Genomic DNA, 26,811 nt, shown 5'->3' with positions numbered 1-26,811 from the left:
GTGACCATAAAAGGTGTTTATCATGATAAGAAAGCCTTTATTTCTTAGAACCGAGCAATCGAAAAATCTCTTCCTCCAGCTTATCCTGAGCGTACCAGTTCTCCTGATATCGGAAGAAACGGTCATAAAAGTAAACGGTATGCACGGTATCTCCCACCGCAAAGGAAAGCTGATACTTTTCAGCACCATGGTTTTTCGGTTCCTGCGAAAGGAGCGTACTGTTTTTCAGCAGGCGAACGCAATGATGAGCCATCCCCTGTTCAACTGTCGTTTCTGTCGATTTTTTCTCCACTGACCCCTTGGCTTCGGCACCAGTTGCGATCAACCGGATCGTAGCAGCCTGATAGAGCTGCTGGAACGAATCATCGGTCATTTTGCGCGGTGGCATCCACTGCGTAAATTGAGAGAACAAAGAACCCTGAATCCGATAATACTGAGTCTCGCGGCCAAACGGAACCGCGATCATGGTCGGGGTGAGCAAAGTGGCATCGAGCATTCGCTCACCCGTATCCACCCGCATTTGGTAGTAAGGATACAGCGGGTATTGATGCCGTTCCTTTTCCATCAAAGGCTCTGCTGTTACTAACACTTCCTGAACAGCGAAAGTTTGGTCTTTGTCAAGCGTGAGCGTCTGGTTCAAATCAACTGCGGATAGGACGGTGGACCGATATGTCCCGGAGAGCAACCCTACTCCAGCCTGTTTGTAAATCCACTGGTAAAACTTCACAGCCCCCTGCCCTCTGTAGGTGTTCTCCCCGTATTGACTGGCTTGTTCCCCAATTTCAACGACCAGTGGAGCCAGTTTGGCACGGTATAAAACGAGCGTGTACCTGATTTCTTCGCGTGCCAAAGGCTGATCAGACTTTTGCAAATCACTTCCCTGTTCGGTCAGTTCCTTTAAAAAAGTCGGCAACTCCAACGGAACCTCTACCCCATCCGTGGACAGTACAGTAATCCTCTCAATCGACCCCAGTTCAGCATCTATCTGCTTTTTCATATCTGCCGGCTGGCCTTGCATGTTTTCTGAGCAACCAGCCAACAGCAGACCGGCCATCAATACCGGAAACAGATACATACCTAATTTCACTTTCATGCAGGTACCTCCCCATCGTGTTCGCCTTCGTGCCGATACCTTCACAGAAGCCCTAATCGACGGCTGATTTCACTGCCCAACTTGCGTTTTACATAAATCTCGCTAATTTGATGTGGATCTTTTACGACGACCGAGCGATTGTTCGTGCGGATTGCTACGAACTTTTCGTTGTTCTTGTCCAGTCCGCAAAACAGCTCTGAGCCGACTTCCACAAAAATGGAGACGACGTATTTATCTTGCACTTTGTTCAAGGTGATCTTCGGAAAAGGGGTCAAGAATGGTACGGTTTTGTCCTGGATATACTGGGTGATCGCCAGAACGTATTTGTCTGGGTCCCCATAATGTTCCAGCTCGTGGTTTACCCCGATGATTTCACCTTCATCCGAGATTCCCAAGAAGAGATTTCCATTATTGGAGTTGGCAAAAGCGACGATTGTCTTTATGATTCCGCTCTTTGAAAGCAAGAAATCTTGTTTGAATTCAATCCGGTCACTCTCCCCAAGCTGCGTAGCCATGACAGGATCGTCTACCCTTCCGAGATAGCGGAAACGGCTAATCGCGCCCAGCCTGTACACATACTCTTCAAACGTATCTGCAGGCAGGGATATGTCATGGATGACAACATCCGTATGTTGCCAGAGCTTGTATGTTTGAGGGGAGAAGCACATGTCAAAAATAACCGTACTTCCCAGTGAGCGTATATTCATCCCTACCGCTGCCGACTGAGGCTGCAAGGGATGATAGCCATTTTCATTTTCCACTTCCAACACGCCGTTGAAATACAGGTAGTCAAAGTAATGACGAGGCAGAAGCACAGCCGTCTTCAACAATTCTCTGTTCAGCTTCGGTAGTTTGCTTAGATGGTAAAAATCAAAGAATACGGTACTTTCGTCCAATTTCTTGACGTCTGCTAAAAACGTACATGAATGGCGCATAGTTCTCCTCATTTTGCGTCTGGTTCATTTTTCTTATTCTATCTCAGTCATTTGATCATTGACCAGCTTTTTTCAGTTAATCCCCAAAAAAGGGGGCCGAAGCCAGCAGTTTTTCAGCCGAATATGCTGCCGGCCCGGGCGGATATTAAGCAACAGAATCATTGGTATTTTTGCAGGATGGATTGCAGCTTCAACGATAATCCCAGGTCTCCTTTGATTTTGAGCTTTCCCATCATGAAGGCAGTCGTCGGATTGAGCTCTCCGTTGACCAGCTTGACAAAATTGGCGTCAGACAACTCCAAAGAGCATGCTGCCTGATCTGGTCCTCCTTCACAAACGGAAACAGCATTTCCTGAAAAGGCAATTTGGAAGAGGCCGCTCTCTTTCAAATGAAAATGGAAAACGGCCTGAAGCCCTCCCAAATACTCCGGGTTCGCGTTCATTTTTTCGGCTAAGCGGTCGATCGTTTCTTTGACGCTCATCGATCGTCCCTCCTTATCTGTCCAAATATTCCTTCTTTTTTATAGCATAGTCTTATTCGCACAAAGGAGTAAAGTGCAAAAAAGAAGAGCCAGACCTGACTGTGTCGGCCTGGCTCCCTTTTTATGCGTATAAACGGCACCGCTGTACAAACAAATTTCTTTGGTGAAGCCAACAGCCATAAGATAATCGGACGTCTTCCCTTGCGAATCGGATTATTTTACTCGGACAGCAGTACCTGTCGCGATCACCATCATCATGCCTTCACGCAGCGTCTCAAAATCCAGATCAACCCCGATAACTGCATTGGCACCGAGTGCTCTTGCCTTCTCCTTCATCTCACGAATGGCCATTTCCCTGCCCTCTGCCAATTTGCTTTCATAGGCCCCGCTGCGTCCCCCAATAATATCCGTGATTCCTGCCAAAAAGTCACGGACAACGTTGGCCCCCAAAATCACTTCTCCACTTACGATGTCCAGGTACTCTGCAATCTCTCTGCCTTGTAACGTATTTGTTGTCGTTACGATCATCATGATTTCCCTCCCGTTATTAACTGGGTGTTCATTCTATCTAGAAAATACGGATGAGTGATCACTATGGTTTCATTTACGCTATACAAAATGAACCCTTTATCCCCGTTTTGTTTGCTGGTGCTCTTTGGCATCCCGGTCATTCTGCGGCTCCACTTCAGCTGCTTTCCCTTTGCTGCTCTGTTTATGCAAATCGACGTTTTTATTTTTGGACATCGTTTCTTCCTCCTGCCTTCAATTTTATCCGTCAAACCGGATTGCTATCAGTATGTGCAGAGAGGGTCCGTGATATTTTTCACTTTCAAGGCGCACCTTATAGGAAACAGACAATTCCTGGAGGTGCTGTCATGAAAGAGCCTTTTCGCGATGACTTACATGAACGGGATGAAGAAGACGTCGCCGGACTGATTCAACTCGTGGAGCTGATCAATGCCAAAGGTGACCGTGGTGAGATCGAAGAACTTCTCGAGCAAAGCGATTCTGTAGAAGCTGATGGACAGAGTGGTTGGCTGAGACCATAAGGCCAAAAAATCGGGTCATAGAAAATTTAAAAAATCGACCATCACTTTACTTTGCATGTTGCCTTTGATTCCGGTATGATTACCGGTATGAATCTTGATCAGGAGGCAGTTTTTTTTGGCGATTACCTATAACAAAAGAAAATTTAGTTCTGTTCAAATTATTGTATTTTTGTATTTAGCCAGTGTTCTCGTAGCATCGCTGTTGCTGTGGCTGCCCTTTTTTCAGCTTCCTGGCGTTACTCTTTCCTTCATAGATGCGTTGTTTACGGCAGCCAGCGCGATTAGCGTTACAGGTCTTAACGTCGTAACAATCCATGAGGTATTTAACCAACGAGGCGTGATACTGCTCACCCTGCTCTTTCAAATTGGTGGTATCGGTATTATGACACTAGGCACCTTTTTCTGGATGATGCTGGGACAGCGTATTGGATTGGAGTACCGTAAATGGATTGCCACCGATCACAACCGGCCGACTCTTTCAGGGCTTGTCGATTTGATGCGAAATATCCTCGTGCTTGCTGTGGTCATTGAATTAGCAGGAACGATTTTGCTCGGCAGCTACTTCCTGATCGCAGGTTATCACCAAGACTGGTACGAAGCTTTTTATTACGGATTTTTTGCTGCGGTCAGCGCTTTTACCAACGCAGGCTTCGATATCTACGGAAATTCCCTTCATGATTTCTCCAAAGACTATATTTTGCAGTCCATTACTATGCTTCTGATCGTCTGCGGAGCTGTCGGCTTTCCTGTATTGATCGAGCTGAAAAATTACATCGCTCACAGACGTATGGGCCGGCGTTTTGCTTTCTCTTTGTTCACAAAGATTACAACAATTACCTTTTTTCTGCTGATTGTACTGGGGACGCTGCTCTTTTTCCTGTTTGAAAAAGATTCTTTCCTCCAAGGAAAAAACTGGCATGAGGCACTCTTTTTCTCTCTGTTTCAGTCTGTTACCACGAGAAGTGCCGGACTCTCTACTATGGACAGCAGCATTCTGACCACGCCGACCGCGGTCATTATGTCTTGTTTGATGTTTATTGGCGCTTCCCCGAGCAGTGTAGGCGGCGGGATTCGGACTACCACCTTTTTTGTCCTGGTAGTCACTGTAGCTTCCTACATGAGGGGCAGAAAAGATGTAAAGGTGTTTGGGCGTGAATTAGTCGAAGAGGACATCATGCGTTCCTTTATCGTCTTTTTCGTGGCGATCATGCTCGTCTTGACGGCGGTGCTGTCGCTGATGTGGATCGAGAATCTCCCGCTTCCTGCGGTCTTGTTCGAGGTCTGTTCTGCCTTTGGGACGACGGGCTTGTCGATGGGAATTACCCCCGAACTGAGCGGCACAGGAAAAATGATTCTGATCATCATGATGGTCATTGGACGGATCGGCATTATAAATCTGCTGCTCTTCCTGAAAAAAGATGATTACTCCGTCTCCTATCATTATCCAAAGGAACGGATTATCATCGGGCAGTAATTGGATAATCATAGTAATCTTATGTCAGAAACAATGAAGACAGCCCTTCTCGTTCAGGAGGGCTGTCTTCATCAATTTATTCAAACCTCTTTCATTTTTCCAGCTCCCGATGAGCCGAGCCTACTCCATAAGGTTTCAGTTAACTTCTCAGAGATGAATTCGGTTACTCCTGAACATCGGCTTTCAGCATTCGCCGATTCTCTGTTGAACAGGGAGTTAACATACTCTTTCTCTTTATTGAATTTAGATATTGAAAAATATTGTTCTATCTTAACATGGATTTCCTGTTTTTCTAAATGCACATCCCTGTTGGCATTTCTAAACAAAAAACAAGCAGACTATATGATACTAAAATCGGAAATACTCCGGGTATATCACATAATCACAGTGGTTTTTTAGTCCTCACAGGAATGACGGAAAATACAAATGACAAGAGGAGCAACCATGAACAGACGACGTTTACTGATATTGCTTAGCATTGTCACCGTCGCCTTGATTTTTCCACAACCAGGCGAAACACATAAATCGACAATTGACATCCGTTCTTATAAAGCCCAGGGGGTCGTTTGGAATGTCCGCACAAACAAAAAGGTGATTGCGCTTACCTTTGATGATGGACCGAATCCCCTCTACACAACACAAATCCTCGACCTCCTCAAACAATACCATGCCAATGCCACTTTTTTTGTGACGGGTATGCAAGTACAAAGAAACCCTAAATTGGCTAAGCGACAAGTACAGGAAGGGCATGAACTTGGCAATCATACATATAACCATCCGAAAATGTCTCGCCTAACGAAGGTGCAGATCCAGCAAGAGCTGTCCCGAACCAATCAGGCAATCCTGTCTGCGACCGGACAACAACCCCCCCTATTATTCCGCCCTCCCGGGGGATACATTGACCAAGCAATGGTCAACGCAGCGAAAGAGGTCGGTTATTCCGTTGTACTGTGGTCTTTTCACCAAGACACACAGGACTGGAAACGGCCGGGAGTACGTAAGATCGTTAAAAAGGTAGTGAACCATGCGCGCGCTGGTGATATCGTACTATTTCACGACCACGGCGGTAACCGCAGCCAAACTGTCAAGGCTTTGAAACAAATCCTTCCTGCGTTACAAAAGAAAGGATACCGATTCGTCACAGTATCCGACTTAATGATGGAAGAAAATGTGAAGGACATCTACGACATTCACTTCATGGAGGGAAGAGAACCCTTGACGCTTTCACTTGCTCGGACCCAATCGGTGTTATTCCGACGATCCCGCGGCATGATGGGTTGATTGATCAGATACAATAACGCTAAGAAGGAATTTTTTTATGGAATAATGAGGCTGGAACCCTTCACATTTCAGAGGTTCCAGCCTTCTTTGCTCGATCTTCGTTGTTTTGAATCTGACTGAGTTTGTCTTGGCAACTAAAATGTGCATTTACTCAAGGGATGGTTCACGGCCTTGGATATATTGCTCGCCCCAATCGTTCAATTGGTCCAATATCGATTTCAGCGATTTTCCCAACTCACTCATTTCATAGACAACTTTCGGCGGTACTTGGTTGTATACCGTTCGAATGATGATATCGTCTTCTTCCAACTCCCGGAGCTGCTGCGTTAACATTTTTTGTGTAATTTCCGGTATTTCCTTCTTTAATTCACTTGTTCTCTTGGGTCCACAGTTTAAATGACACAGAATCAATAATTTCCACTTCCCCCCTAAAATGTCCAACGTTGCTTCTGCGGGGATGTTATAAGTCCGAACCGATTGTCTCTCCATGGAATGCCTACCTCCTGTACAAGATAGTCAAGATTTATACTAAGGCACTTTTTAGTACCTATATAACTTTTTTGTATAAATGATACAAAAAAGTGCGTACTTCTCAATATCCATTGTATGATACATAATCCATTCATGCCAGTATTACGACATCCTCTCGTCTCTCGATCTACATGTCTCTAGATGAAATGAACCAAATAAGTTTATGGAAGGGAGAAGCATAATGAAAGTATTGACAGTTGTATCACACCCAAGGGTTGACTCTTTGACCTTTTCTGTTGCAGCCCAATTTACGCAAGGCCTGATGGATGCTGGCCACGAAACGGAGGTGTTGGATCTGCATCGCAGCGGTTTTAATCCTGTGTTGTGGGAATCAGACGAACCGGACTGGACAGCAGATCATAAAACATATTCACCTGAAGTAGAGAAGGAAATGGAGCGAATGAAAAAGCATGACGCACTCGCCTATATTTTCCCAATTTGGTGGTACAGCATGCCAGCCATGCTAAAGGGCTATATCGACCGCGTATGGAACTATGGTTTTGCGTACGGCTCCAATAAGCTGCATCATAAACGGATATTATGGCTTGGTCTCGCAGGCGCTCCACTCGAGCACTTTGAGAAAAGACAGTATGACAAGATGATCCAGCATCAACTGAACATAGGAATAGCTAGTTACGCAGGAATCCCGGATACAAAGGTTGAGATAATGTACGACACCTTGGATTCGAGGCCGGAAATTCATGAAAAGCTGTTGAAACAAGCTTATCACCTCGGTTTGCATTATGACAGCAATCTGAAGTAATCATCTAACGATTCACAATTTTGCGAATTATGATCTCGCGAACAACGATAAATAAAGGAGAATGAGAATGAACACTCAAAATCAACAAATTATTTTAATGAACCGTCCAGAAGGTGTACCGACAGAAGATGCATTTGGACTTCGAAATATTCCGATCGATAAGCCCGTAAGAGATCAGGTGCTTGTAAAAACTCTTTACTTGTCTGTAGATCCATACATGAGAGGGCGAATGAATGCTGGAAAGTCTTATATTGAGCCATTTGCTTTACATGAACCTATTTCGGGTTCCATGATTGGTGAAGTGATTGAATCCAATTCAGCGGAATTGAACGTTGGGTACAGGGCTTCCTGCCTTGGCAACTTTACAACACTGTTGACTCAAAAACCGTTAGTAAGATCAATAATACCAATGTTCCCTTGTCCGCTTATTTAAGTGTACTCGGAATAACGGGATTAACAGCTTATTTTGGACTGCTTGATGTTGGTCAACCGAAAAAAGGAGAAACGGTTGTTGTCTCAAGTGCTGCAGGTGCTGTTGGCTCTATCGTCGGTCAAATCGCAAAAATCAAAGGAGCCAGAGTTGTAGGCATTGCAGGTACGGATGAGAAAGTTGCACATTTGGAAAATGAACTTGGCTTTGATAAAGCCATTAACTACAACACGACAGATGATTTACAAAAAGCTGTTGAAGAAGCATGTCCGAATGGCGTGGACATCTATTTTGATAATGTTGGCGGCAAAATTTCTGACGCAGTGCTCAGTTTACTTAATAATTTCGCGCGTGTCCCATTATGCGGATCAATTTCATCCTATAATGATGAGAATGAAGCGTTTGGACCAAGTATTCAGTCGAAATTGCTAAAGACACGTTCTCTAATGAAAGGCTTCCTCATCACGGATTATGAAGAACGTTTTGGTGAAGGGCTGCAGTACCTGGCCGAGTGGCTATTAGAAGGGAAACTGAAATACGAAGAAACCATTGCAGAGGGCTTTGAAAATGCACCGAAAGCTTTTCTCGATCTATTTACTGGGAAAAATATAGGAAAACAGCTTGTGAAGGTCAGTGATCCATCTAAGTAAATTCCGATATGAAACAATGAGGACGACTCTTCCGCATTAAAGCGGAAGACCGTCCTTTTTCTACAAACGTAAACTGGGCAAATCCTTGTCCCCAATATGGATGACCCAACCAATACCCCGGTTCAGCGCGCTTATGAGTTTTTGAAACATCTTATTTCTGTTTCAAATCTACGCATCATCTTCTGTCCTCCATTTTTTAACATGAAAACCTCTGATGAAACCTCCAAACCAGCCACATAAACAGGCTGTACCCGAAGAAGGAATAGGTGTGCTTCCATTCACCGCTGTGGACAAACCAACCCAAGCCTTCCGAAATTTGTTCGGCGCAGGCTGCCATAACATTGTTTTTGTTGCACTGGCGGGTGCGTTCCCTGATTTCCCGAATAAGCTGATGCTTTCCCTGACTGGCCAGATTCCATGGGCAGCGCATATGCCGATTCAAGCGATATTGTCAAATCCTATGTTCCTTTAGGGGCAAGTACACCGTCTCAAACCGCTTGGGCGGTCGATACCCTTATCGCAGCTTCTCCGACACCGACAACGCCGATGAGACGCGGCATTCATTTTTTACTGGAAAGCGAAAAAAGCCCGAAGTGGACACGATCGTATCCGACAGATGCGGCGCTGCCCGGCGGCTTTTATTTCCATTATCACAGTTACCGGTACATTTGCCCTTGCTTGCACTCGGTCATTTTCAAAAGAAGTATGGGTAATGACAAAAACCACCTCGAAGGTGGCTTTTGCACGGGTATCATCCCTTATCATTCATCAGAAATAAAGTGGGCGGGAAATCGGACGATGTTACTTGGATACGGTGAAGGAAACCTTGGTACCCTGATCGGGCTTGCTTTGTACCTGCAGACCTTTTCCGTAAATTTGCTGTAAACGTCGATGTGTATTCAAAAGACCGATTCCTGATTTTCTCTGGCGATTCGTATCAAACAGGTGTCGCAAGGTATTCTCGTCCATCCCTACCCCGTCATCACTGACAGCGATTTCAGCACGATTCCCCAAATCAGTGATTTGGATGCGGACTGTCCCACCACGCAAACGCTTCAAGGCACCGTGTCGTATTGCATTTTCGACAAGTGGCTGGATAGAGAGTGGCGGGATTTGCAACTCAAGATTTTCGTCAATATCCCAGACAATCTCAAGCCTGTCTTCAAATCGCACCTTTTCTATATACAAGTAAGAACGCACGAGATCTATTTCACGGGAAAGCGGAACAAATCGCCTCGAATTGCTAAAGTCAAAACTTGCCTGCAAAAAGTCACTGAGAGCTTCCAGCAGTTCACTCATCCGATCAGAATCGATCAGCTTGAAAGCAGTGATGGCATTCAGTGTGTTAAACAAGAAATGCGGCTGAATCTGTGCCTGAAGCCATGCTGCTTCCATGCGAAGCCTCTCCCGCGCCGACTGCTTCATGCCCGTTAATGCTTGCACGCGGGACCGCAATTCTTGTGCATCCACTGGTTTTGCCACATAGTCGTTGGCTCCGGATAAGAAGCCGGTATGGATATCATCCACTTGGCTACGTGCTGTCAGGATAAGAACGGGGAGCTCAGACAAGGAATATCTCTCCCGAATAAGACGCGTCAACTCGTAACCGGATATGTTTGGCATCATGACATCGGTTATGACCAGATCCCATTCTCGCTGCTCCAGCATAGACAGGGCCTCTTTGCCGCTCGTAGCCGTGATGATTTCATACTCTTCTGTCGAGAGAATATTTCTTAGAATCTGCAAGTTCACCGGATCATCATCAACGGCCAAAATAGCTAATCTGTCTTCAGGAATATTCAATCGCCCATCTAGTTGAGCATCGTTTGACGAGAGTGGTGCCGTAACCGAAATTTCCCGCTGCGCCATCTGTTCTGCGAGGTGAATCGACGTGGCGGTTGATTGATCACTTTCCTGCGCCATTGGAATCGAAAAGCGAAAATGCGATCCTTTATCTGGCTCAGCGTACACCTCGATTGTTCCCCCATGTAACTCTACCAGTTGTTTTACTATACTCAGCCCAAGTCCAATGCCGCCTAGAGTGACATCGTTTCTTCCTTGTTCATATGGAAGGAAGATACGTTTTCGGGTTTCTTCGTCCATACCGATGCCCGTATCGATCACACTGATGATTGCCATGCCGCTTTCTTTCGTTGCTTGAAGAGTTACGCTTCCTTCATGCGTATACTTTACGGCATTGTGAAGCAGGTTGAACAAGATTTGGGTAAATCTGTTTTCATCGGCGACGATAGCCGGAAAGTTGTCTGGGATCGAGTTGATAAGTCGTATAGATTTTCCCTGCAGCATAAATCGCATCATATCCGCAACACCATTTGTGACACTTTGAATATTGAGAGGACGTACGTGAAGACGGATACCGTTCTCCTTCAAACGGGTCATATCCAGTAAATCATTCAATAAATAGGACATGCGCTTCCCAACCGCAATCAGTAACTCGAGATTGGCTTTTCCCTTTTCACTGTGCTGGTTGGTCGAGTCATCCAAGACCGTTTGGGCAATATTGATCATGCCATGCAGCGGGTTTCGCAGCTCATGTGATGTATTTGCCAGGAAAATATCTTTCATTTTGTCAGCAGCTTGCAGTTGTGATGCTAACTCGGCAGTGCGTGTGGAAAATCGAAAATACCGTTTGAACCAGTATGAGGCAAACATCAGGAAAGCCACGATCAGATCAATCGGGTAATAGCCTATATCCGGCCAGAAAATGCCCTTGATAAAACCGCCAATGACGTTCGTCAGGATGCTGCTGATTCCCAAAGTAATAAAGATCGCATCTTCGTCGACGGTGATCGCCGTTCGAATGGAGAGGACAAGCAAAATAATGCTTGCAATAAGGGTAAGGCCGAAATAAAAGGAAGCCAGGACGGTTGTCAGCTTTGCAGACGTGAAAAGAATAACCGCCGCTGAGATCGCACATATCCAGAAGAACCAGTAGAAGACGTCAAACCTCCTGGGTGAGACCAAAAGGTTTTTGGCAAAGTGCATCAGAAAGGCAGCCACACCAATAATAGCCAAGTAAGTTAGTTTAATCGACCACGGATAGTCGATCGGCAGCCAGTGCAAAAGTAATCGGTCATCATCAATCAGGGTCATAAGCAAAGTGAAAAGAATGAGCACCAAAAAGGAAAGCAGGGCTTTCTGCCGAGTACCGATGATGTATAGGATGCCGACATAGATAGCATGCATGCCTAAAACCGTGCACACAATCACTTGCAAGCAGATTGATAACCACCTGTCCCTCTCAATTGCCTGCTCATTACCAAACTTGATCGAAGTATTGATTCCTCCTCTTCGAAGATGATCGTAATTCGCTACTTGGACAACGATATCCAGTTCGCTTTTGTCTGTGGTAAAAGTAGCGGTGTATGGAACATTTCGGGCGATGTTCTGGTCGATGTTTTCAGCCGGTTTACCGGAGCTTCCAACCAGACGACCATTTACAAATACGGCGGACGAGGATACTACATACGCTAACTTGATACTATACAAGCGCTGGGAATCAGGCTTGACCAAAACACGCAAACGATAGGTTCCGTAGCCAATCTTAGAGTTTGTCTCAGGGTTTAAGGTTTCGGCCCAGTTTCCTGGAACCTGTAAATAGATTGATCGATCACTAACAGAGGTTGCGCTGGGAATCAAGAGTTGGTGAGGATAGAACTCCCATTCTCCATTTAAAGTAACAACGCTATCTGAAGTGAAATCGATGTCTCGTAAATCGAGCAGGCCTTGAACTGCTCGATTTTGATTCGGCTGCGCAAGCTGATGGTACCAGGTTGTACGGATCAATAAAAGGCAAATAACAAACAGAGAGACTATTATCAGGATTTTTCTTTTCGTCATCATTTTTTTCTTTGTTCGACGTAAGTCAAGCCTCTCCTTCTCCATTTTCAGTAGATTTTTCTAAAAAAATCTACTGTTAGCGTAATGTCGAAAAATAAGTTTTTTAGTCTATAAATATCAATTTCCACTCATTCCCAAATTCCATAAAACTGTACTCCGTACCACCGCATTCATAATCTATCGAACATTTTTTATCAACAGTTACAGTAACGAGATCATTCTCTTTTCTAAATCGCGGATTCATTACAGAGATAATTTTTGCGTCTTTTTCCATTACAAGATGGTCGTAAACCGGTTCATAGAATTCAGGATCGTTAAACATATCCAAAAACCCTTCTTTGTCCCGAGCGTTAAATTTTTTGACAGATTGGTTTATTAATGATAAGAAAATCTTATTCTCTGGCGCGTAGAAAGGACTATCCTCGTCGAGGTAAACGACAACCTTTTCGGTCCCCCACTGATTTTTGCTCACTGTTTCTTTTGCAGGTGACAACGTCTCCTCTCTTTGACTTACGAGCGTCAAGAGAGTGAGTGATAACACCATCAATAGCACACTCTTTTTCATTATTCCTCCATATTATGCATGGGAGACTATGCAATCACTTCATTTCGTAATGCTGATGATCTTTTCGCCCTTTTGATTATAACTGTTCATTTCAGATTTGTGTTAAAATTTCAATAACGTGGCTTCATAATCAAATTGTAAATGAGGTGTCGTTATGATTGGGGTTAATGTTTACTTTTTTGTTTCGTTCCTCGCTTTTATTGGGCTGATATTATGTACAGCCATAGTTATAGGACGAAAAATTACTGAACCAACAAAAGACCTCAGAAGACAAGTAGCCGTTCTTGCAAAGGAAATTGAAGAACTAAAATTGAGAAAGTAAAATGATGTACATTCGTCGTATTATGTACGAAAACTTCTACCTCTAAAATATGAAAGGTCTATGTAAATAAGCACGAATTGCAACACGTCGGCTATCAGCCGGCGTTTTACGTTGTACACATTTTACATTCCCCCTTTCCCCGGGACATCTGATAACCGATCCTTACGTGCCTGCAGTAATTGTTCCGGAGAGGTCGGAGACACCTCTTTTCGTTTCCATTACTGAAATAACTTGAAAAAGATGAGAGGCCGTGATTAAATTATCTGATTAAAAGCCTTCCACTCAATGGAGTGAAAGGAGCTCGAACGTACACGGTTGGAAAAGGATGGTTGAGGGATAAATGGCTTTACCAGATAACAACAAGTTTTTTGATATTGCAGCACTGGTCATTGGTTCGTTCTTGTTTGCACTCGGGATTAATTTATTTGTGATTCCCCAGCATTTTGGTGAAGGCGGCGTTACCGGCGTTACCATTATTTTGTATTACCTTTTTCAATGGGAGCCTTGGCTGACGAGTTTGTTGATCAATTCATTTCTCATCATAGTGGGGTACCGTTTTCTTGGGAAATTAACGACGATTTATACGGTCATTGTCGTTGCGCTTCTCTCTGTTTTTTTGCATCTCACAAAAACCTGGAGCATTTCCTCGCATGAACCAACGATTAATGCTATTTTCGGCGGAGTGATCATCGGTTTGGGCATTGGACTGATCGTTCGCGTGGGAGGAACCTCTGCAGGGACAGGCATTCTCGCCAAGATTGCAAATAAATATTTGAGTTGGAACGTTAGTTATGCTTTGTTATTTTTCGATTTAATTGTAGTTTTCGCGTCTTTATTCATCATTGGGTTCGAAAAAATGATGCTGACAATCCTCATGTTATTCGTAGCTACCAAGGTGATGGATTTTGTCGTGGAAGGATTGAATCCGAAAAAAGCAATTACGATCGTTTCGCTAAAACAGAACGAAATTGCCGAACGGATTAGTATCGAGCTAAATCGAGGTGTGACAGTGCTTACAGGCTATGGCTATTATACGAAAGAGCCAAAAGAAATTCTCTATACAGTCATTACGAAACAGGAAGTACCCGCGCTCAAGAAAATTATTCGCAAAACCGATAAGGACGCTTTTGTAACGATTCATGATGCTCGCGATGTATTCGGAGAGGGTTTCGTAGATATCTCAAAATAGGAAATCATGCTAATGAGATACGGTAGATGGCAGTCGAGAAACCCAAACTTTCCCAAAACGTACTACCAGGTAACGTCGAAATGTGTTCGCCAGCGTGTTTCAACCAGCCCGGACGGTCACAGTCAAAACAGCATTTCCTCTGGAACAAATGGGCAGAGCCTATGCGATACTGGGCACGACGATGCGGACCATACGGATTTTGGCCCCCCCGGGACAATATGGGCGGGATTCTGTAGCCCATGCGAAACGCCAATCCACTACTGCTTACGGAAAAAATTGGCTAGTTTTTTACTTATAAAACGTTAAGGATGGTGCTTGCTTTGTCTCGTCGTTTGACTGGCCTTGGTTTTTGTTTTTGTGCGACGCTCTTATTTGCGGCTTATTACTTAGGAGCTTCAATCTTCAGTTCCAGGGAATATGGCTTTGATTCCGTGCTATTTTCATGGATCGTAGAGGAGACCTATGCTTGGCTGCTTCCGGTTTTTGCCGGTGTGTTTTTCATTACTGGGATAATCTATCTGATTGTGGCCGAAATTCGTGGGGATAAGTAAATCCAATGAACAAAGGGAGGATAAATGATGTCATACGGAATTGTAGCATATCAAGAGAAAGATCATGATCGATTAGTGGATATTTGGTATCAGGCTGTAGTTCATACCCATACCTTTCTGACGGAAAAGGATATTGAATTTTATCATGACATGGTAAAAAATGGGGCACTAAGAGAAGTTGAGATTTGGTTGGAAGTAAATGAAGATGCAGAACCTGCAGGTTTTATTGGGCTTGACGGAACGAAGATAGAGATGTTGTTCGTAGACCCAAAATACCATGGTAAGGGTATAGGAAGCAGACTCATTCATCACGCTGTAAAAATAAAAGGAAAGAACCTTCAAGTTGATGTGAATGAGCAAAACGATGGAGCTTACGCATTTTACAAACGACTTGGATTTATTCAGGTTGGAAGATCAGAATTAGACAGCTCAGGACAACCATTTCCCCTCCTTCACTTGGAGTTAAAAAGTTGAACAAACAGGGTTCGAAAGATAAAAAATAGCGGTAGTCTTCGACATATTTTGTCAAAAGCTACTGCTATTTTATTATAAACCGAGGTATCCAAATCTTGTATAATGATAGAATATAGATGATTACTCTGGGGAATGGAGGCTTGTCAGCTCCAGGAAAACAATACAATCAGCCTGATTTTCTAACAAAAGTGATGAAAGCGATGTGTCTATCTACTATGGAAGACTGGATTTTCCTTGTCTTGATCGTTCTTGTTGCTGCATTGCTGCAAACAAGTACTGGTTATGGCTTCTCAATTATCGGTACACCATTTCTGTTCCTGCTTTATCCGGCCCACACAGCCATACAAATAAACATCATCCTCTCTCTTTGTATTTCCATTGTGATGATTTATAAAATTAGAAAAGAGATTGATCATTCTTTGTTAGTTAGACTGATAAAAGGCAGCTTAATTGGATTATTATTCGGATTGGTTATATATCTTTATGTAGACGTGCAATGGTTAAAATTTGCAGTTGGTAGCCTTATCCTTTTATCAACTATGCTTCTCATTTTTAGACTGACGATACGCCAAACGAAGTTTAGAGACGCTTTCACTGGTGGAATCTCTGGCTTGCTAACAACAAGCATAGGGGTGCCCGGACCTCCTTTGCTCCTTTATTTTTCTGGAGTTGGAACGAGAAAGGAAACGCTTCGCAGCACGACTTTGGCCTATTATTTATTTGTTTATTTTATTAGTTTACTCATGCAGATATCCTTTGATGGAACAAATAACGAGGTTTGGGTTTCGTCAATGATCGCGGTTCCTCCCCTGTTTGTGGGCATATTCCTTGGACAGCTCTTGTTTAAATGGATAAGTCAAAGAGTATTCAAGCTCGTAACATACTTAATTCTCCTCTTTACTGGATCATATTTGTTACTATCCAGTTTTTAGGATGACGAAAAGTTGTAAAGAATCCCCCTGATTTTCAATTTTTCTGGGGGATTTTTGTACAATATTTGCATTCAGTTCCATGCTCTCAGCCTATTTCAATTTTTGTTTTTTCTCGTGATTACTGAAGAGCCTCATCAAATGCATGTTCAATTTGTTCGGCATTTTTGGAGACCACGAACAGAACAAATTTGCCGTTCACCTTCCAGACATGTTTTTCCATGAGCTGATATTCTTCCGGGCGATAGTCTCTGAATTTGAGTGTCTGCGCCTCGATTCGCTTTTGCACATTCTCTTTGACGTCATCTACCTGATTCAGGTCTTTCACTTTTAGTACCAAGAGTTCTTCCGCCCTCACATTGGACGAAGAGGTAAACAGGATGAAATCCTCGACTGCTTCCGGAGCAATGTGATAGAGCTTTTGCAGCTTAGCCATATCACCTTGCTTCATTTCCTCCAGATTTACGGCTTGCTTGATGTGTTCTCCAACCTCGATTGCTGTACCAGTCGGGGTCTCATCTCCTTCACTAGAGCATCCCGTTATCACGCCAAATAGAAAGATGCATGCAAGCAATGATAGCAGCCATTTCCTGTAACGATAACCTGTGATCATATCCTTTCCTCCCATTCTCACTCAGTTCCCTCTCACTCTGCTTGATCTGCCAAAGTTTGGATTGACGGATCTTCAAAAAACGTCTGGACATTGTAAAGCAAAAGCATTTCGTTCAAGTGCTGTTCCAAAATAAGTTTCTGAAGATTCCCCTCATAATATCTGAGATCAACGACATACATCTCTTGAAAATGCTCGGCTAAAAAAGGGAGAAAGCTGTTGGCATAAGAGTCTTTGACAACTAGGAGTTTTCTACCCTCTCGATTCCCTGTCGTTATTTTGATCAGGCCGTGGTTTCCGTTGAGAAAGACAGCGTACTTGTCCTTTTTCCTTAAATTTTCCATCGCATACAGGGAGTCTGTGCTCTGTTGCTCGTCCACATACTCTACGCTGGATCTTCCGTTATCCTTTGGCAAAAAGAACTCAATGCTGTCGGGCTTTACGTGTCTGTAACCGCTCTTGGAATACAGAGAACCGTAAAAGGTATCCGTGACTTTTTCAATACGGAAATCATCTTTGACTTTCGGTTCAAACCCCATCTCCCGGCCCAACACCTGATAGGCCTCGTAAGCGCCCGTCGTTGTCCAGTGGTGATCCGTCTTATAAAAAAGGGATTGTTCCCGCTTGCCAGCTAGTGCTGGATAGACATCGACAATTTGAAGATTCTCACGGAGAGAGCGTTGGACCTTCTCCCTGTAAGCAAGCTCGCCATTATCCGAAGCATAAGAGGGAAGTTTGTCCGTCAAAACGCTTTGCGCCGTGGGAACGAGCATCATGTATTTAGTCAGATCGGGGGTAGCGTCACAAAATGCATGGATCGCTGCTATTTTTTCCTTCAAGTCCTCGTCTGATGGCGGTGTAAATTTTTTCAGCATAAACCCGTCCTTACCCAAGTAAACCCCGTTGCTCTCCTTTTTCCCCATGATGCGGTCCGTCTCCGATTTCGCCTCAATCCATAGGTCTCGCAAGACAAATTGATCGGATACATATTTCTCGAAATCGGAAGTGAATGTTCCCGCCATCAATGTTTTCCATGAAAAATGCGGCAACTGTTCCAGCATCCGGTTTTCTGATTCCGAAAATGTGCGATCCGGCGCAAATAGATTAAGAGCGGCGATCACACTAATAAACAGCAGCAGCAATAGACCCGGCAACTTTCTGTTGGTTTTATCGTAACTGTCCATAGCCGCCTCCCTTAAAATCGAAAATATAGAAACGGGTTGTAGGTTTCATTGACCAAATAGGCCGTCGACAGAACCATCAATAGGAAATAGATAAGCGGAACGGTGATCACTCCGCTTATTCCCCCTCTTTCCTTCATGAAGGATAATGCCTTTCCAGGGAGCGGAGTCGCACAAATCGCCAATACGCTAAGCAATACGAGATTCGTGGACAAAGCATAGAGCGCCTGCCGATCTGAAAAACCGTGCCCGCCAAAACCGAACATCACTTCTATGAAACGCCAAGCGGAAGCCAAATGGTCCATTTCAAACAAGACCCAGCCGAAGATGACGATCAGAAGCGTATAGACATGGCCGACAAAAGCGGGTTTGCGCCCAAGCCATTTGAAAAGAAACAGCTTCTCCATTCCCACAAAGAAACCGAAATACAGTCCCCAGACGATAAAGTTCCAGCTGGCGCCATGCCATAAGCCCGTTAAAAACCATACCACCCATAAATTCCGGAACTGTTTCCACAGCCCTAAACGGTTGCCGCCCAGCGGTATATAAACGTACTCCCGAAACCAGCTGCCCAGCGAAATATGCCATCTGCGCCAAAATTCCGTCACACTCCTGGAGATATAAGGGTAACGAAAGTTTTCCATGAAATCGAACCCGAACATTTTGCCAAGCCCGCGCGCCATATCGGAATACCCGCTGAAATCGAAATAGATTTGCAACGTAAAGGCAAGAATGCCTAGCCAAGCGGAAAGTACGGTCAATTCCTCGGTCGGCGTCCCTTTTACGCTTACCCAGAGCAATCCGATATTATTGGCAAACAGCACTTTTTTTGCGAGGCCTTTGATAAACAGCTCCGCCCCTTCGCCAAAACGATCCAGCGTCACTTTACGGGAAATAAGCTGCCCCGCGATATCGCCGTATTTGACGATCGGACCGGCTACAAGCTGTGGAAACATCGTCACGTACGCTCCGAATGAGACGATATTCCGTTGTACCGGCACTCTGTTCAGATATACGTCCACTACATAGGACATCGTTTGGAATGTATAGAATGATATGCCCACCGGCAGCGGCAGATCGGCTGTTTGTATTTGCAGATGAAACAGCTGATTGATATTGTCCACAACAAAACCAGCATATTTAAAAAAGCCGAGAATGCTCAGACTGCCTGCCATCGAACCGATAAATGCCACTCGGGCGATCGTTTTTCGATGTCTGTACCTGTCGATCAGCAGCCCGTTGAAATAATCGAACACGGTAGAAAAGATCATGATGAAAATGTATAACGGCTCTCCCCATGCATAGAAGATCAGACTCGTGACAAGCAGGACGGCATTTCGCAGCTTCGCCGGCGAAACATAATAGATCAATAGGGTGACCGGCAAGAAAAGGAAAAGAAAGATGAGACTGCTAAAGACCAAGATTACACCTCCAAAAAGGTTGACCCGTGTGCAGCTATTTCACTTGATCTTTCAGCAGATCCAACAAGCGCGTGTAGTACTCAGGTTTAAAATGAATGCCGTCCGAATCGTACAGGTCAGAACCATTTGAAAATATCGGGGATAAATCGATAAATCCGACATGTTCTTTTCCCGCCAGTTCTTTTAACCCTTGATTATATTCATTTATCTTTCCGTAGCGCGGTTCTTGCCTTTCCGCTTCCGATGTCACGGGGGTTACTGTTAGCAGCGTAATATCTGCCTGCGGCAGTTTCTCCTTGATCAGACCGATCAGTTTCGCGTAGTTTTTTAGAGAGTACTCTTTCGGATTGTCGGTAGGCCACAAAATGTCATCCGATCCCAATTGGATAAAAATATGTTTCGGGTTTCGCCGGCTCAACTCGTCGATATCTTTCAGCGCAAACTCCGCCGTTTTTCCTGCGCCTGCCAGTACATTGCCCTCATCTAGCACATCATGAAAAGACATACCCTCCGTAATGGAGTCTCCCAAAAATACGCTGTTTTGAAAGAGCGATTGAAACGAGGTTGTGGTTGCCCCCGCAGAAGCCCCTTTCTGTTCTTGGGCTTGAGGCGACAGTTGCTGCGGATTCGGGCTTGCAGGTTCGTTTCCGCATGCCGCCAATACAAGCGCGATGCTACCAATCAATAAAGTCGAATTCATTTTTTTCATGATCATGTTCCTCTCTTCAAGTTAATTTTAGAACTTCTTTAATTCCGTCCAGAATGGAGTTTGCCATCCGGTATTGGACTTCTTCCGTCAACATTTCTTTCTCTTCTTGCGGATTTGTTAAATACCCCATTTCAATTAGAACCGCCGGCATGTTCGTATCCTTCACGACGAAAAAATCCTCTTTTTTTACTCCCCGATCCCGAAATCCATTTGCTTGGACCATATGCTTTTGCATGATTTCAGCCAAGGACAAGGAATCTTCGTGGTAATAGTAGGTTTCCGTACCCGAAACGCTAGGGTCCTCGTACGTATTGCCGTGAATAGATATGAACAAATCCGCGCCCAGTTGGTTGGCGAATTCCGGTCTTTCCCGGTCAATTGAAGATAGAAAACCATCATCCGTCCGGGTGAGATACACCTCGAATCGCGGCTCTTGTTTCGCCAATTCCTCCACCTTGCGAGCCAGCTGCAGCGTAAAATCCTTCTCTAAACGTCCGCTGGCGCCTGTCGCGCCGTGATCCTTGCCGCCATGTCCGGGATCAATCACGATTTTATATACCTTCCCCTGCTGGTGATGGCTGGTTACGCTTGCTGCACCATTCCCTGAACAGATGTTATACAGAAGAACGATCAACACCGCAGACAGAATAAATGTAAGGATCGGGACACCTTTCTTCATCCTTTCTCTCCTCCTTCCGGTAAAGAGTGTAATCGCCCAGGATAAAGATAAAGTGCAGATGAAATAAACATAAAATTAAAAAAAGCGCAGAACCGAAGTTCTACGCTTTTTTCTTCAAATGAAAATAAAACATTACGCCCTCCGCCGTATTGGTTACGCCATATGGCACATCATGCATCTCCAGAATCTTTTTGGAGATGGCGAGGCCGAGGCCGGTTCCTCCGCTGGACCGATGACGGGAAGGTTCTCCGCGATAGAATCGGTCCCAGATCTTCTCCAGTTGTTCATCCGGAATATGGGCTCCTTTGTTTTCAATACAAATTTTAACGGTGTCCCGCTCTTCAGTGGTTGTGATAAAAATAGACTCCTGCTCCGGAGTGTAGCGAATTGCGTTGGTGAGGAAATTGACAAGGACTTGTTCAATCCTAAGTTCATTGGCAACGACTTCGACGGATATCAGAGCAGTGTTCAGATGCAATTGCTTGCTCGCAATGCCCGCAGCTAATTTTTCGCAAACTCGCTCGATGAGAGTATCGATAGGAAACGAATCGATTTTCATCTGATACGTCCCGGATTCATATTTTGCCAATTCCAGCATATCCGCGATCAGCAGGTCCATTCTTTTTACTTCGTCTTCCATCGCTTTAAAATAATGATCCCGCTTATGGGGTGCAACCTCATCCTGCAGAATCGAAAGACAGCTTTGCATGACGCTTAACGGAGTTTTCAGCTCATGCGATACGCCGGCTATAAATTCCTTCCGCGTGTGCTCCAGCTGCTTTTCTTTCTCGATGTCCTGCTCTAATCGGAGGATATGGGCATGCAGACGATCGGAAAGCGCGTTAATGTTTCGCGACAAATCTCCGATCTCATCCTTGGTCGTGACCGGTAATTTTTCGGAAAAGTTAAGACTTGCCATTTGCTGCGTCGTACGGTTGATGCGCAGCAAGGGACGAGCGATCCAGCGGGAATAAAAAAACGATGCAAACAGTACGAGCAGAAGCGTGCCGATAATAATGTACACATAGTATTTTTCAATCATCCCCGCGGCTTCATTTACGGGCTGCAGTGACGTCACCGCGAAGAGATATGCGGGATTCCCGTGGTGATCGTTCATGCGGTTTACGAAGATTTTGTAATTCACATGGTTCTCTTCAAAATCAACGATTTGATTCACGTTCCCGCTGCTATCATAGTCTCCGTACAGCAGGTCGGCTTGGAAAGCTTTGATACGCTCCAGGAATAGATGGTTCGTATAACGAGATACTCCTGCACCTTCCGGTAATTGTACTTTTGTAATCGTTCCCTCGACGAGAAATCCTGGATATTTTTCATGATACTGGGTCGGATTCGCAAATCGTTTGACGACGACTTCATACTCCTTGTTCACCATCTGGCGATTTTCCAGTTGGTTTTCCTCTCGCAGGTTGGATACCGCTCTCCCCATCCGCAGGATAACCGGTTGATTGTTCATGATAATGCCTTCAATCGCGATCGTCCCCCCTTCTTCAATCCAAGGAATGAGGAACGGGTTGTTGCTGCTGAAATCCTCTACGTTGATCACACTGTACAGCGGAACCTTCAACGTCTTATTTGACAGTGTATCATCCGAAGCATTCAGCTTGATCTCCATGAAGAAATCGTCGGTATTTATCAAATTGCCTCGGGCATCCAATGTCGTGATCCAGGTATTATACTTTTGATAAAAATTTTGCTCGAGAATCGCTATTTCCTGTGTATTGGTGGCATCATTCAGGTAGTCGCGTTCGTATGACATGAGCGCTGCCTGTACGTCCTTCACCTTTTGATGAACATAGAATTGTTTGAAGAACACGGTTTGTCCAACAAAAATAACGGCAAGGATCAACACGCATAATCCGGTCGTCAACAAAAACAGCTTGCGCACAATACCCTTTTTCATGGTTGATCCTCAAATTTGTATCCTGAACGGACCACAGTGACGATGTGCTTGGCATGTTCTCCCAGCTTGGAACGCAGGTTGCGGATATGGCTGTTGATCGTCCGATCGTCTCCTACGAAGTCATATCCCCATATCTTTGTAATCAACTGTTCCCTCGTTATGATGATTCCTTTGTTTTTCATCAGATAAGCCAGCATTTCGAATTCCGTGTGCGTTAAACTGCAGTTCTTCCCATCGACGGAAACGGATCGGGATGGAAAATGGATGGCAATGCCACTGCTGGATAACGTATCGTTCTCTAGCTCACGAATATGTCGGCTCTCCAACAGACGTTTCGCCCTCGCCAATAAGATGGGAGGGCTGTACGGCTTGGTTACATAATCATCGGCGCCCAATTCGAAACCAAGCAATGTATCGTCCTCATCCGCACGGGCGGTCAACATGAGTATGGGGACGTTTGAAACTTTGCGGATGCGCTTGCACACGGACCATCCGTCTAATTCAGGCAGCATGATGTCCAAAATGATTAAATCCAGCTCATGTTCCTGAAATAACGCGAGCGCTTGTTTCCCGTCTGAAGCTTCCAGCACCATAAATCCTTCCTCAAGCAGATAATCCTTAATGATTTCGCGTAAAATAGGCTCATCTTCTACAATCAGTATGGTTTTTGACATATAACAACCTCTCAACATTTTTTTAGCGCATACTTTCAAACTTTTTCGTAAAGGAGTCCTGTCAACATGTTAACGCGTAATGTTGCCAGGGTCTCTCTATGAGTAATATCCATTCGGTCATTGCGTTTCTAGGTTTTTCGTTACCATTATATCAAAAGTGTCGCAAAAGACATTTTCACGCTACATTTCCTTTGCACCAAAGTTGAAAGTAGTCATTTCGATCAGGCTGCTCCACTGGCTCCGGTCCGAGCCTTGGAGCAACATCAATTTCTGCACTGCTGGTTTAAAAGCAAGGGTTTGTATATTACTTGACAGGAATATTCCGTATCACGTATATTTAAATCAGTAACAAGCTACGACATGTTTCTTCGGAAAAAGTAAGGTGATTTCTAATGTAGAAATACACGGTTTTGGAGGCGAACACGGAAGAAAAAACATTGGGAGAGGATCCGACATGAAGGTACAAACCTTCAGCGCCCTGGCTGAGCCCAACCGCCTGAATATCGTCGAACTTCTGCTGGACGGACCGCTTCCGGTGGGGAAAATTGCGGAGAAGCTGGAACTGAACCAACCTCAAACCTCCAAGCATCTTCGCGTCCTGTGCGACTCCGGTCTAGTGGAGGTCCAACCGGTCGCGAATCGACGAATATACAGGCTAAGACCCGAACCACTTCAAGAAATGGATAAGTGGCTTGACTCCTACAGACGAATGTGGGAAAAACGGTTGGATCAGTTGGACGATTATCTTAATGTATTGCAGGGCAAAAAACCGATGAATTGATGAGTGGGAAAATTGACGAGGAGGAGTTTCAATGTCAAACAAACAAATGGTTTCAAGAGTTGAGAACGATCGGGTGCTGGTGTTGGAACGAGTATTCGACGCACCGCGCGACCTCGTGTTCAGCATGTTCAAAGAGCCTGAGCATCTTAAGCATTGGTGGGGACCGAGAGGCTGGGAGCTTCCGGTTTGCACTGTCGATTTCCGACCGGGCGGAGCCTGGCACTTCTGTATGAAATGCGTCGATCCGAACCAAGGCGAATTTTACGGAATGGAATCTTGGGGCAAAGCCATTTACAAAGAGATTAACGAGCCAAAGTCCATCGTCTATATGGATTACTTCTCGGATTCCGAAGGCAATATTAACGAAAACATGCCGTCGACCGAAATCACGATGGAATTCATCGATCTAGGCGGCCAGACCAAACTGGTCAGCCGTGCGGAATATGCTTCCGCGGAATCTCTCAAAACGGTCATGGATATGGGTATGCTGCAAGGTATCACCGAAACTTGGGACCGTCTGGAAGAGCGTTTACAGAAGAGCAAATAGGAAATACACCGTTCCCCCAAATAAAATAGAAAAGTCCGGCCTTAGGTTGGACCCAAAACAGCGGCAGCCAAAAATGACTGGAAAATAAAGTCATGGATTGCCGCTGTTTCATTTACAAGGCACTCAAACCCATAGGCTAAATTAGGTACTCAAATTGCAAAACCAACGCACTTATATTGATGAACCTGTTTAAACCCTAATCGGAGTGCTAATTTTTTCGATGCATCATTACTCAACGAACAATCCCAGTAGGCTGAAAAGCCATTTTCAATAATTTTATTCACAAGTAAGCCTGCCAGGTACGTACCTACACCGCTTTTTTGATAGTGAGGAAGAGTTTCAATTCCGATAGCATGAGTTTCCTGAGTAACAAAACTAGAGTAACAAACACCAATTATTTCAGGCCCATCAATCGCAACATAGCCGTAACCTTTTTTATAAAAATCATCCTGTGTACACCAGAACAGATCGATATGGTCATCCACAAATTTGCTATTCATAAAGTTTCGATCTCTCCATTCGTGTGACTGTAAATGCAGAGCTGTCATTCGATTATCACTCGGTTCAAGAGCTTTGTTTTCAAAATCCGTTAGCTGAAACACTAGTTGGTCCCATTGCTGAAGTTGCCTTGAAGCAAAAAGCGATTCCAGATTCCATTTGTCATGATGACCCGAAACTTCGAAGTTGTCCAAACCCTGTTCCTTCATCCTTGGCTTCATTTTATTTGTTATATAATTATTTAGTTCGTTGTTAAAAACATGATTGTTGTGGTCACCAATAAGGTAAAATCCTCTTATTCCCTTGCTCCAAATCAAGGCAGTCGTGGGCGAGTCTAATTGATCAGAAAAGACCCAACCTGGGTTATTATTTTCTAGAATGGAAAGAACCTCAGGATGAGGATGACCATTTTTAAGAAGAGGCATGACTTTATAAAAGGAATCCTTGGATAACTCAATCATAAGCACTATATCCCCTTTCCCGTAAAATTGGGAGCAATGTTTCATTCTTCAATCCGTCTGAAGTTCCTTCTTACACCTAGCTGTTCTATTCCGCTTATCGCAATGATTCGCATTTTGTCAGCTGTTACATTTGTCCTTGAAAATTTAGATCAAATTGTATATCATGGACATTGAAGGTCTATAATAAGATCAATTGCTTAGAAAGGAGGAAGGAAACATCCAGTTTTCCAAAAGTACCGATTACGCCCTTCACGCCTTACTTCATTTGGCTCACTCGGAGCATCGCCACAACATTGGAATCAGGGAACTGTCAGCGACACTTGGCGTTTCGGACAGCTACTTATCTAAAATCATGTCCAAGCTGCGTCAGGATGGGATCGTACGTGCCGTGCCTGGGGTAAACGGTGGTTACGAGCTTGCACGACCGGCCGAGCAGATTACATTTCTTGACGTTATCCAAGTGATCGAAGGCAGGCAACAACTGTTCGAATGCTCAAATTTGAATTCGCAACAGCATCGGATGTTAGCGGAAGAAAAAACTGCAGAACGGGATCAGGAAAAATGTGAATGCCTCGTTAAAAAGGTAATGGACGGCGCCCAACAACATCTGTATCAATACTTGCGGGAGCATACCATCCAATCGGTGCTGAACGAAGCGATCAAGAATTGCAACCAAGCTGTAAACAAGAAGTGATCCACTTCTCTTCTTGTATTCTAATTATGGATATTACAGATCCACGGAGGTGCATG

General features: G+C 44.5%; 28 protein-coding genes and 1 pseudogene. 14 read left to right on the top strand and 15 right to left on the bottom strand.

Features of this window, described 5'->3' with window-relative positions; genetic code table 11:
- Window positions 1-37: 37 nt before the first annotated feature.
- From NDK47_RS11805 to NDK47_RS11790, 4 genes are all read right to left on the bottom strand, one after another.
- Window positions 38-1,093 carry a hypothetical protein gene (locus NDK47_RS11805; RefSeq protein ID WP_251875012.1) on the bottom strand — a complete coding sequence of 352 codons (1,056 nt, stop codon included), beginning with the start codon at window positions 1,091-1,093 and terminating at the stop codon, window positions 38-40.
- Window positions 1,094-1,134: 41 nt separating this feature from the next.
- Window positions 1,135-2,028 (bottom strand): AlbA family DNA-binding domain-containing protein, encoded by an 894-nt coding sequence (locus NDK47_RS11800; protein WP_251875010.1) that lies wholly within the window; start codon window positions 2,026-2,028, stop codon window positions 1,135-1,137.
- Window positions 2,029-2,186: 158 nt separating this feature from the next.
- Window positions 2,187-2,510, bottom strand: a complete 324-nt coding sequence (locus tag NDK47_RS11795) for an SCP2 sterol-binding domain-containing protein (RefSeq protein ID WP_251875009.1) — start codon at window positions 2,508-2,510, stop codon at window positions 2,187-2,189.
- 213 nt (window positions 2,511-2,723) lie between these two features.
- A complete protein-coding gene (locus NDK47_RS11790) occupies window positions 2,724-3,038 on the bottom strand; it encodes a YbjQ family protein (RefSeq protein WP_251876123.1) in 315 nt (104 codons plus the stop codon).
- 347 nt (window positions 3,039-3,385) lie between these two features.
- Here NDK47_RS11790 and NDK47_RS11785 point away from each other — a divergent pair, with 347 nt between their 5' ends.
- From NDK47_RS11785 to NDK47_RS11775, 3 genes are all read left to right on the top strand, one after another.
- Window positions 3,386-3,559, top strand: a complete 174-nt coding sequence (locus NDK47_RS11785; RefSeq protein WP_251875007.1) for a hypothetical protein — start codon at window positions 3,386-3,388, stop codon at window positions 3,557-3,559.
- A 115-nt stretch (window positions 3,560-3,674) separates the two neighbouring features.
- The gene (locus NDK47_RS11780; protein ID WP_251875005.1) at window positions 3,675-5,033 is read left to right on the top strand and encodes a TrkH family potassium uptake protein; all 1,359 of its coding nucleotides are present in this window, start codon (window positions 3,675-3,677) and stop codon (window positions 5,031-5,033) included.
- A 444-nt stretch (window positions 5,034-5,477) separates the two neighbouring features.
- Window positions 5,478-6,314 (top strand): polysaccharide deacetylase family protein, encoded by an 837-nt coding sequence (locus NDK47_RS11775; RefSeq protein ID WP_251875003.1) that lies wholly within the window; start codon window positions 5,478-5,480, stop codon window positions 6,312-6,314.
- 147 nt (window positions 6,315-6,461) lie between these two features.
- On the opposite strand, the gene NDK47_RS11770 is transcribed toward NDK47_RS11775, so the two are convergent.
- The gene (locus NDK47_RS11770) at window positions 6,462-6,803 is read right to left on the bottom strand and encodes a winged helix-turn-helix transcriptional regulator (protein ID WP_251875001.1); all 342 of its coding nucleotides are present in this window, start codon (window positions 6,801-6,803) and stop codon (window positions 6,462-6,464) included.
- 223 nt (window positions 6,804-7,026) lie between these two features.
- Here NDK47_RS11770 and NDK47_RS11765 point away from each other — a divergent pair, with 223 nt between their 5' ends.
- The 4 genes and pseudogenes from NDK47_RS11765 to NDK47_RS11750 all read left to right on the top strand — a co-directional run bounded on the left by NDK47_RS11765 (window position 7,027) and on the right by NDK47_RS11750 (window position 9,573).
- Window positions 7,027-7,608, top strand: coding sequence for an NAD(P)H oxidoreductase (locus NDK47_RS11765; RefSeq protein ID WP_251874999.1), 582 nt, complete (start codon window positions 7,027-7,029; stop codon window positions 7,606-7,608).
- 67 nt (window positions 7,609-7,675) lie between these two features.
- Window positions 7,676-8,688, top strand: a pseudogene (locus NDK47_RS11760) (NADP-dependent oxidoreductase).
- 214 nt (window positions 8,689-8,902) lie between these two features.
- A complete protein-coding gene (locus NDK47_RS11755; RefSeq protein WP_251876421.1) occupies window positions 8,903-9,160 on the top strand; it encodes a hypothetical protein in 258 nt (85 codons plus the stop codon).
- Entirely contained in the window at window positions 9,106-9,573 is a 468-nt protein-coding gene (locus NDK47_RS11750; protein ID WP_251874997.1) for a hypothetical protein, read from the top strand. The genes NDK47_RS11755 and NDK47_RS11750 overlap by 55 nt, the downstream gene beginning before the upstream one ends.
- Here the strand turns inward: NDK47_RS11750 and NDK47_RS11745 are convergent.
- Window positions 9,490-12,231, bottom strand: coding sequence for a hybrid sensor histidine kinase/response regulator (locus tag NDK47_RS11745; protein ID WP_251874995.1), 2,742 nt, complete (start codon window positions 12,229-12,231; stop codon window positions 9,490-9,492). The genes NDK47_RS11750 and NDK47_RS11745 overlap by 84 nt on opposite strands.
- 421 nt (window positions 12,232-12,652) lie before the next feature.
- Window positions 12,653-13,114: a hypothetical protein gene (locus NDK47_RS11740; protein ID WP_251874994.1), complete on the bottom strand. Its 462-nt coding sequence runs from the start codon at window positions 13,112-13,114 to the stop codon at window positions 12,653-12,655.
- A gap of 662 nt (window positions 13,115-13,776) precedes the next feature.
- Here NDK47_RS11740 and NDK47_RS11735 point away from each other — a divergent pair.
- From NDK47_RS11735 to NDK47_RS11720, 4 genes are all read left to right on the top strand, one after another.
- A complete protein-coding gene (locus NDK47_RS11735) occupies window positions 13,777-14,625 on the top strand; it encodes a YitT family protein (RefSeq protein ID WP_251874993.1) in 849 nt (282 codons plus the stop codon).
- Window positions 14,626-14,945: 320 nt separating this feature from the next.
- On the top strand, window positions 14,946-15,176 hold the full coding sequence (locus NDK47_RS11730) for a hypothetical protein (RefSeq protein WP_251874992.1): 231 nt from the start codon (window positions 14,946-14,948) through the stop codon (window positions 15,174-15,176).
- 27 nt (window positions 15,177-15,203) lie between these two features.
- Window positions 15,204-15,650: an acetyltransferase gene (locus tag NDK47_RS11725; RefSeq protein WP_251874991.1), complete on the top strand. Its 447-nt coding sequence runs from the start codon at window positions 15,204-15,206 to the stop codon at window positions 15,648-15,650.
- Window positions 15,651-15,865: 215 nt separating this feature from the next.
- On the top strand, window positions 15,866-16,582 hold the full coding sequence (locus NDK47_RS11720; protein WP_251876121.1) for a sulfite exporter TauE/SafE family protein: 717 nt from the start codon (window positions 15,866-15,868) through the stop codon (window positions 16,580-16,582).
- A 118-nt stretch (window positions 16,583-16,700) separates the two neighbouring features.
- On the opposite strand, the gene NDK47_RS11715 is transcribed toward NDK47_RS11720, so the two are convergent.
- The 7 genes from NDK47_RS11715 to NDK47_RS11685 form a co-directional block, all read right to left on the bottom strand.
- A complete protein-coding gene (locus tag NDK47_RS11715; RefSeq protein WP_251874990.1) occupies window positions 16,701-17,192 on the bottom strand; it encodes a DUF4358 domain-containing protein in 492 nt (163 codons plus the stop codon).
- Window positions 17,193-17,224: 32 nt separating this feature from the next.
- Window positions 17,225-18,373 (bottom strand): DHHW family protein, encoded by a 1,149-nt coding sequence (locus tag NDK47_RS11710; protein WP_251874989.1) that lies wholly within the window; start codon window positions 18,371-18,373, stop codon window positions 17,225-17,227.
- 11 nt (window positions 18,374-18,384) lie between these two features.
- Complete coding sequence (locus NDK47_RS11705) at window positions 18,385-19,791, bottom strand: MBOAT family O-acyltransferase (protein ID WP_251874988.1); 1,407 nt, start codon at window positions 19,789-19,791, stop codon at window positions 18,385-18,387.
- Window positions 19,792-19,825: 34 nt separating this feature from the next.
- Window positions 19,826-20,500, bottom strand: a complete 675-nt coding sequence (locus NDK47_RS11700) for a GDSL-type esterase/lipase family protein (protein ID WP_407653411.1) — start codon at window positions 20,498-20,500, stop codon at window positions 19,826-19,828.
- Between the two features lie 16 nt (window positions 20,501-20,516).
- The gene (locus NDK47_RS11695; RefSeq protein ID WP_251874986.1) at window positions 20,517-21,179 is read right to left on the bottom strand and encodes an N-acetylmuramoyl-L-alanine amidase family protein; all 663 of its coding nucleotides are present in this window, start codon (window positions 21,177-21,179) and stop codon (window positions 20,517-20,519) included.
- 100 nt (window positions 21,180-21,279) lie between these two features.
- A complete protein-coding gene (locus tag NDK47_RS11690) occupies window positions 21,280-23,100 on the bottom strand; it encodes a sensor histidine kinase (RefSeq protein ID WP_251874985.1) in 1,821 nt (606 codons plus the stop codon).
- On the bottom strand, window positions 23,097-23,774 hold the full coding sequence (locus NDK47_RS11685) for a response regulator transcription factor (protein WP_251874984.1): 678 nt from the start codon (window positions 23,772-23,774) through the stop codon (window positions 23,097-23,099). Before NDK47_RS11685 ends, NDK47_RS11690 begins: the two co-directional genes overlap by 4 nt.
- Window positions 23,775-24,228: 454 nt before the next feature.
- Between NDK47_RS11685 and NDK47_RS11680 the strand changes: the two genes are divergently transcribed.
- The gene (locus NDK47_RS11680) at window positions 24,229-24,555 is read left to right on the top strand and encodes an ArsR/SmtB family transcription factor (RefSeq protein WP_251874983.1); all 327 of its coding nucleotides are present in this window, start codon (window positions 24,229-24,231) and stop codon (window positions 24,553-24,555) included.
- Window positions 24,556-24,586: 31 nt separating this feature from the next.
- Window positions 24,587-25,102, top strand: a complete 516-nt coding sequence (locus NDK47_RS11675; protein WP_251874982.1) for an SRPBCC domain-containing protein — start codon at window positions 24,587-24,589, stop codon at window positions 25,100-25,102.
- A gap of 149 nt (window positions 25,103-25,251) precedes the next feature.
- Here the strand turns inward: NDK47_RS11675 and NDK47_RS11670 are convergent, their stop codons facing one another.
- Window positions 25,252-26,061, bottom strand: a complete 810-nt coding sequence (locus NDK47_RS11670; protein ID WP_251874981.1) for a GNAT family N-acetyltransferase — start codon at window positions 26,059-26,061, stop codon at window positions 25,252-25,254.
- Between the two features lie 217 nt (window positions 26,062-26,278).
- Between NDK47_RS11670 and NDK47_RS11665 the strand changes: the two genes are divergently transcribed.
- Complete coding sequence (locus NDK47_RS11665; protein ID WP_251876119.1) at window positions 26,279-26,755, top strand: Rrf2 family transcriptional regulator; 477 nt, start codon at window positions 26,279-26,281, stop codon at window positions 26,753-26,755.
- Window positions 26,756-26,811 lie beyond the last annotated feature (56 nt).

The organism is Brevibacillus ruminantium (assembly GCF_023746555.1).
Lineage (GTDB): Bacteria > Bacillota > Bacilli > Brevibacillales > Brevibacillaceae > Brevibacillus > Brevibacillus ruminantium.
This window is presented reverse-complemented; position numbering and strand designations above follow the sequence as displayed.

Bases quoted from the DNA above. Each gene is read 5' to 3' on its own strand.
- NDK47_RS11805 (WP_251875012.1), bottom strand. From the start codon at position 1,093: ATGAAAGTGAAATTAGGTATGTATCTGTTTCCGGTATTGATGGCCGGT.
- NDK47_RS11800 (WP_251875010.1), bottom strand. From the start codon at position 2,028: ATGCGCCATTCATGTACGTTTTTAGCAGACGTCAAGAAATTGGACGAA.
- NDK47_RS11795 (WP_251875009.1), bottom strand. From the start codon at position 2,510: ATGAGCGTCAAAGAAACGATCGACCGCTTAGCCGAAAAAATGAACGCG.
- NDK47_RS11790 (WP_251876123.1), bottom strand. From the start codon at position 3,038: ATGATCGTAACGACAACAAATACGTTACAAGGCAGAGAGATTGCAGAG.
- NDK47_RS11785 (WP_251875007.1), top strand. From the start codon at position 3,386: ATGAAAGAGCCTTTTCGCGATGACTTACATGAACGGGATGAAGAAGAC.
- NDK47_RS11775 (WP_251875003.1), top strand. From the start codon at position 5,478: ATGAACAGACGACGTTTACTGATATTGCTTAGCATTGTCACCGTCGCC.
- NDK47_RS11770 (WP_251875001.1), bottom strand. From the start codon at position 6,803: ATGGAGAGACAATCGGTTCGGACTTATAACATCCCCGCAGAAGCAACG.
- NDK47_RS11765 (WP_251874999.1), top strand. From the start codon at position 7,027: ATGAAAGTATTGACAGTTGTATCACACCCAAGGGTTGACTCTTTGACC.
- NDK47_RS11755 (WP_251876421.1), top strand. From the start codon at position 8,903: ATGAAACCTCCAAACCAGCCACATAAACAGGCTGTACCCGAAGAAGGA.
- NDK47_RS11750 (WP_251874997.1), top strand. From the start codon at position 9,106: ATGGGCAGCGCATATGCCGATTCAAGCGATATTGTCAAATCCTATGTT.
- NDK47_RS11740 (WP_251874994.1), bottom strand. From the start codon at position 13,114: ATGAAAAAGAGTGTGCTATTGATGGTGTTATCACTCACTCTCTTGACG.
- NDK47_RS11735 (WP_251874993.1), top strand. From the start codon at position 13,777: ATGGCTTTACCAGATAACAACAAGTTTTTTGATATTGCAGCACTGGTC.
- NDK47_RS11725 (WP_251874991.1), top strand. From the start codon at position 15,204: ATGTCATACGGAATTGTAGCATATCAAGAGAAAGATCATGATCGATTA.
- NDK47_RS11720 (WP_251876121.1), top strand. From the start codon at position 15,866: ATGGAAGACTGGATTTTCCTTGTCTTGATCGTTCTTGTTGCTGCATTG.
- NDK47_RS11715 (WP_251874990.1), bottom strand. From the start codon at position 17,192: ATGATCACAGGTTATCGTTACAGGAAATGGCTGCTATCATTGCTTGCA.
- NDK47_RS11710 (WP_251874989.1), bottom strand. From the start codon at position 18,373: ATGGACAGTTACGATAAAACCAACAGAAAGTTGCCGGGTCTATTGCTG.
- NDK47_RS11700 (WP_407653411.1), bottom strand. From the start codon at position 20,500: ATGAAAAAAATGAATTCGACTTTATTGATTGGTAGCATCGCGCTTGTA.
- NDK47_RS11695 (WP_251874986.1), bottom strand. From the start codon at position 21,179: ATGAAGAAAGGTGTCCCGATCCTTACATTTATTCTGTCTGCGGTGTTG.
- NDK47_RS11690 (WP_251874985.1), bottom strand. From the start codon at position 23,100: ATGAAAAAGGGTATTGTGCGCAAGCTGTTTTTGTTGACGACCGGATTA.
- NDK47_RS11685 (WP_251874984.1), bottom strand. From the start codon at position 23,774: ATGTCAAAAACCATACTGATTGTAGAAGATGAGCCTATTTTACGCGAA.
- NDK47_RS11680 (WP_251874983.1), top strand. From the start codon at position 24,229: ATGAAGGTACAAACCTTCAGCGCCCTGGCTGAGCCCAACCGCCTGAAT.
- NDK47_RS11675 (WP_251874982.1), top strand. From the start codon at position 24,587: ATGTCAAACAAACAAATGGTTTCAAGAGTTGAGAACGATCGGGTGCTG.
- NDK47_RS11670 (WP_251874981.1), bottom strand. From the start codon at position 26,061: ATGATTGAGTTATCCAAGGATTCCTTTTATAAAGTCATGCCTCTTCTT.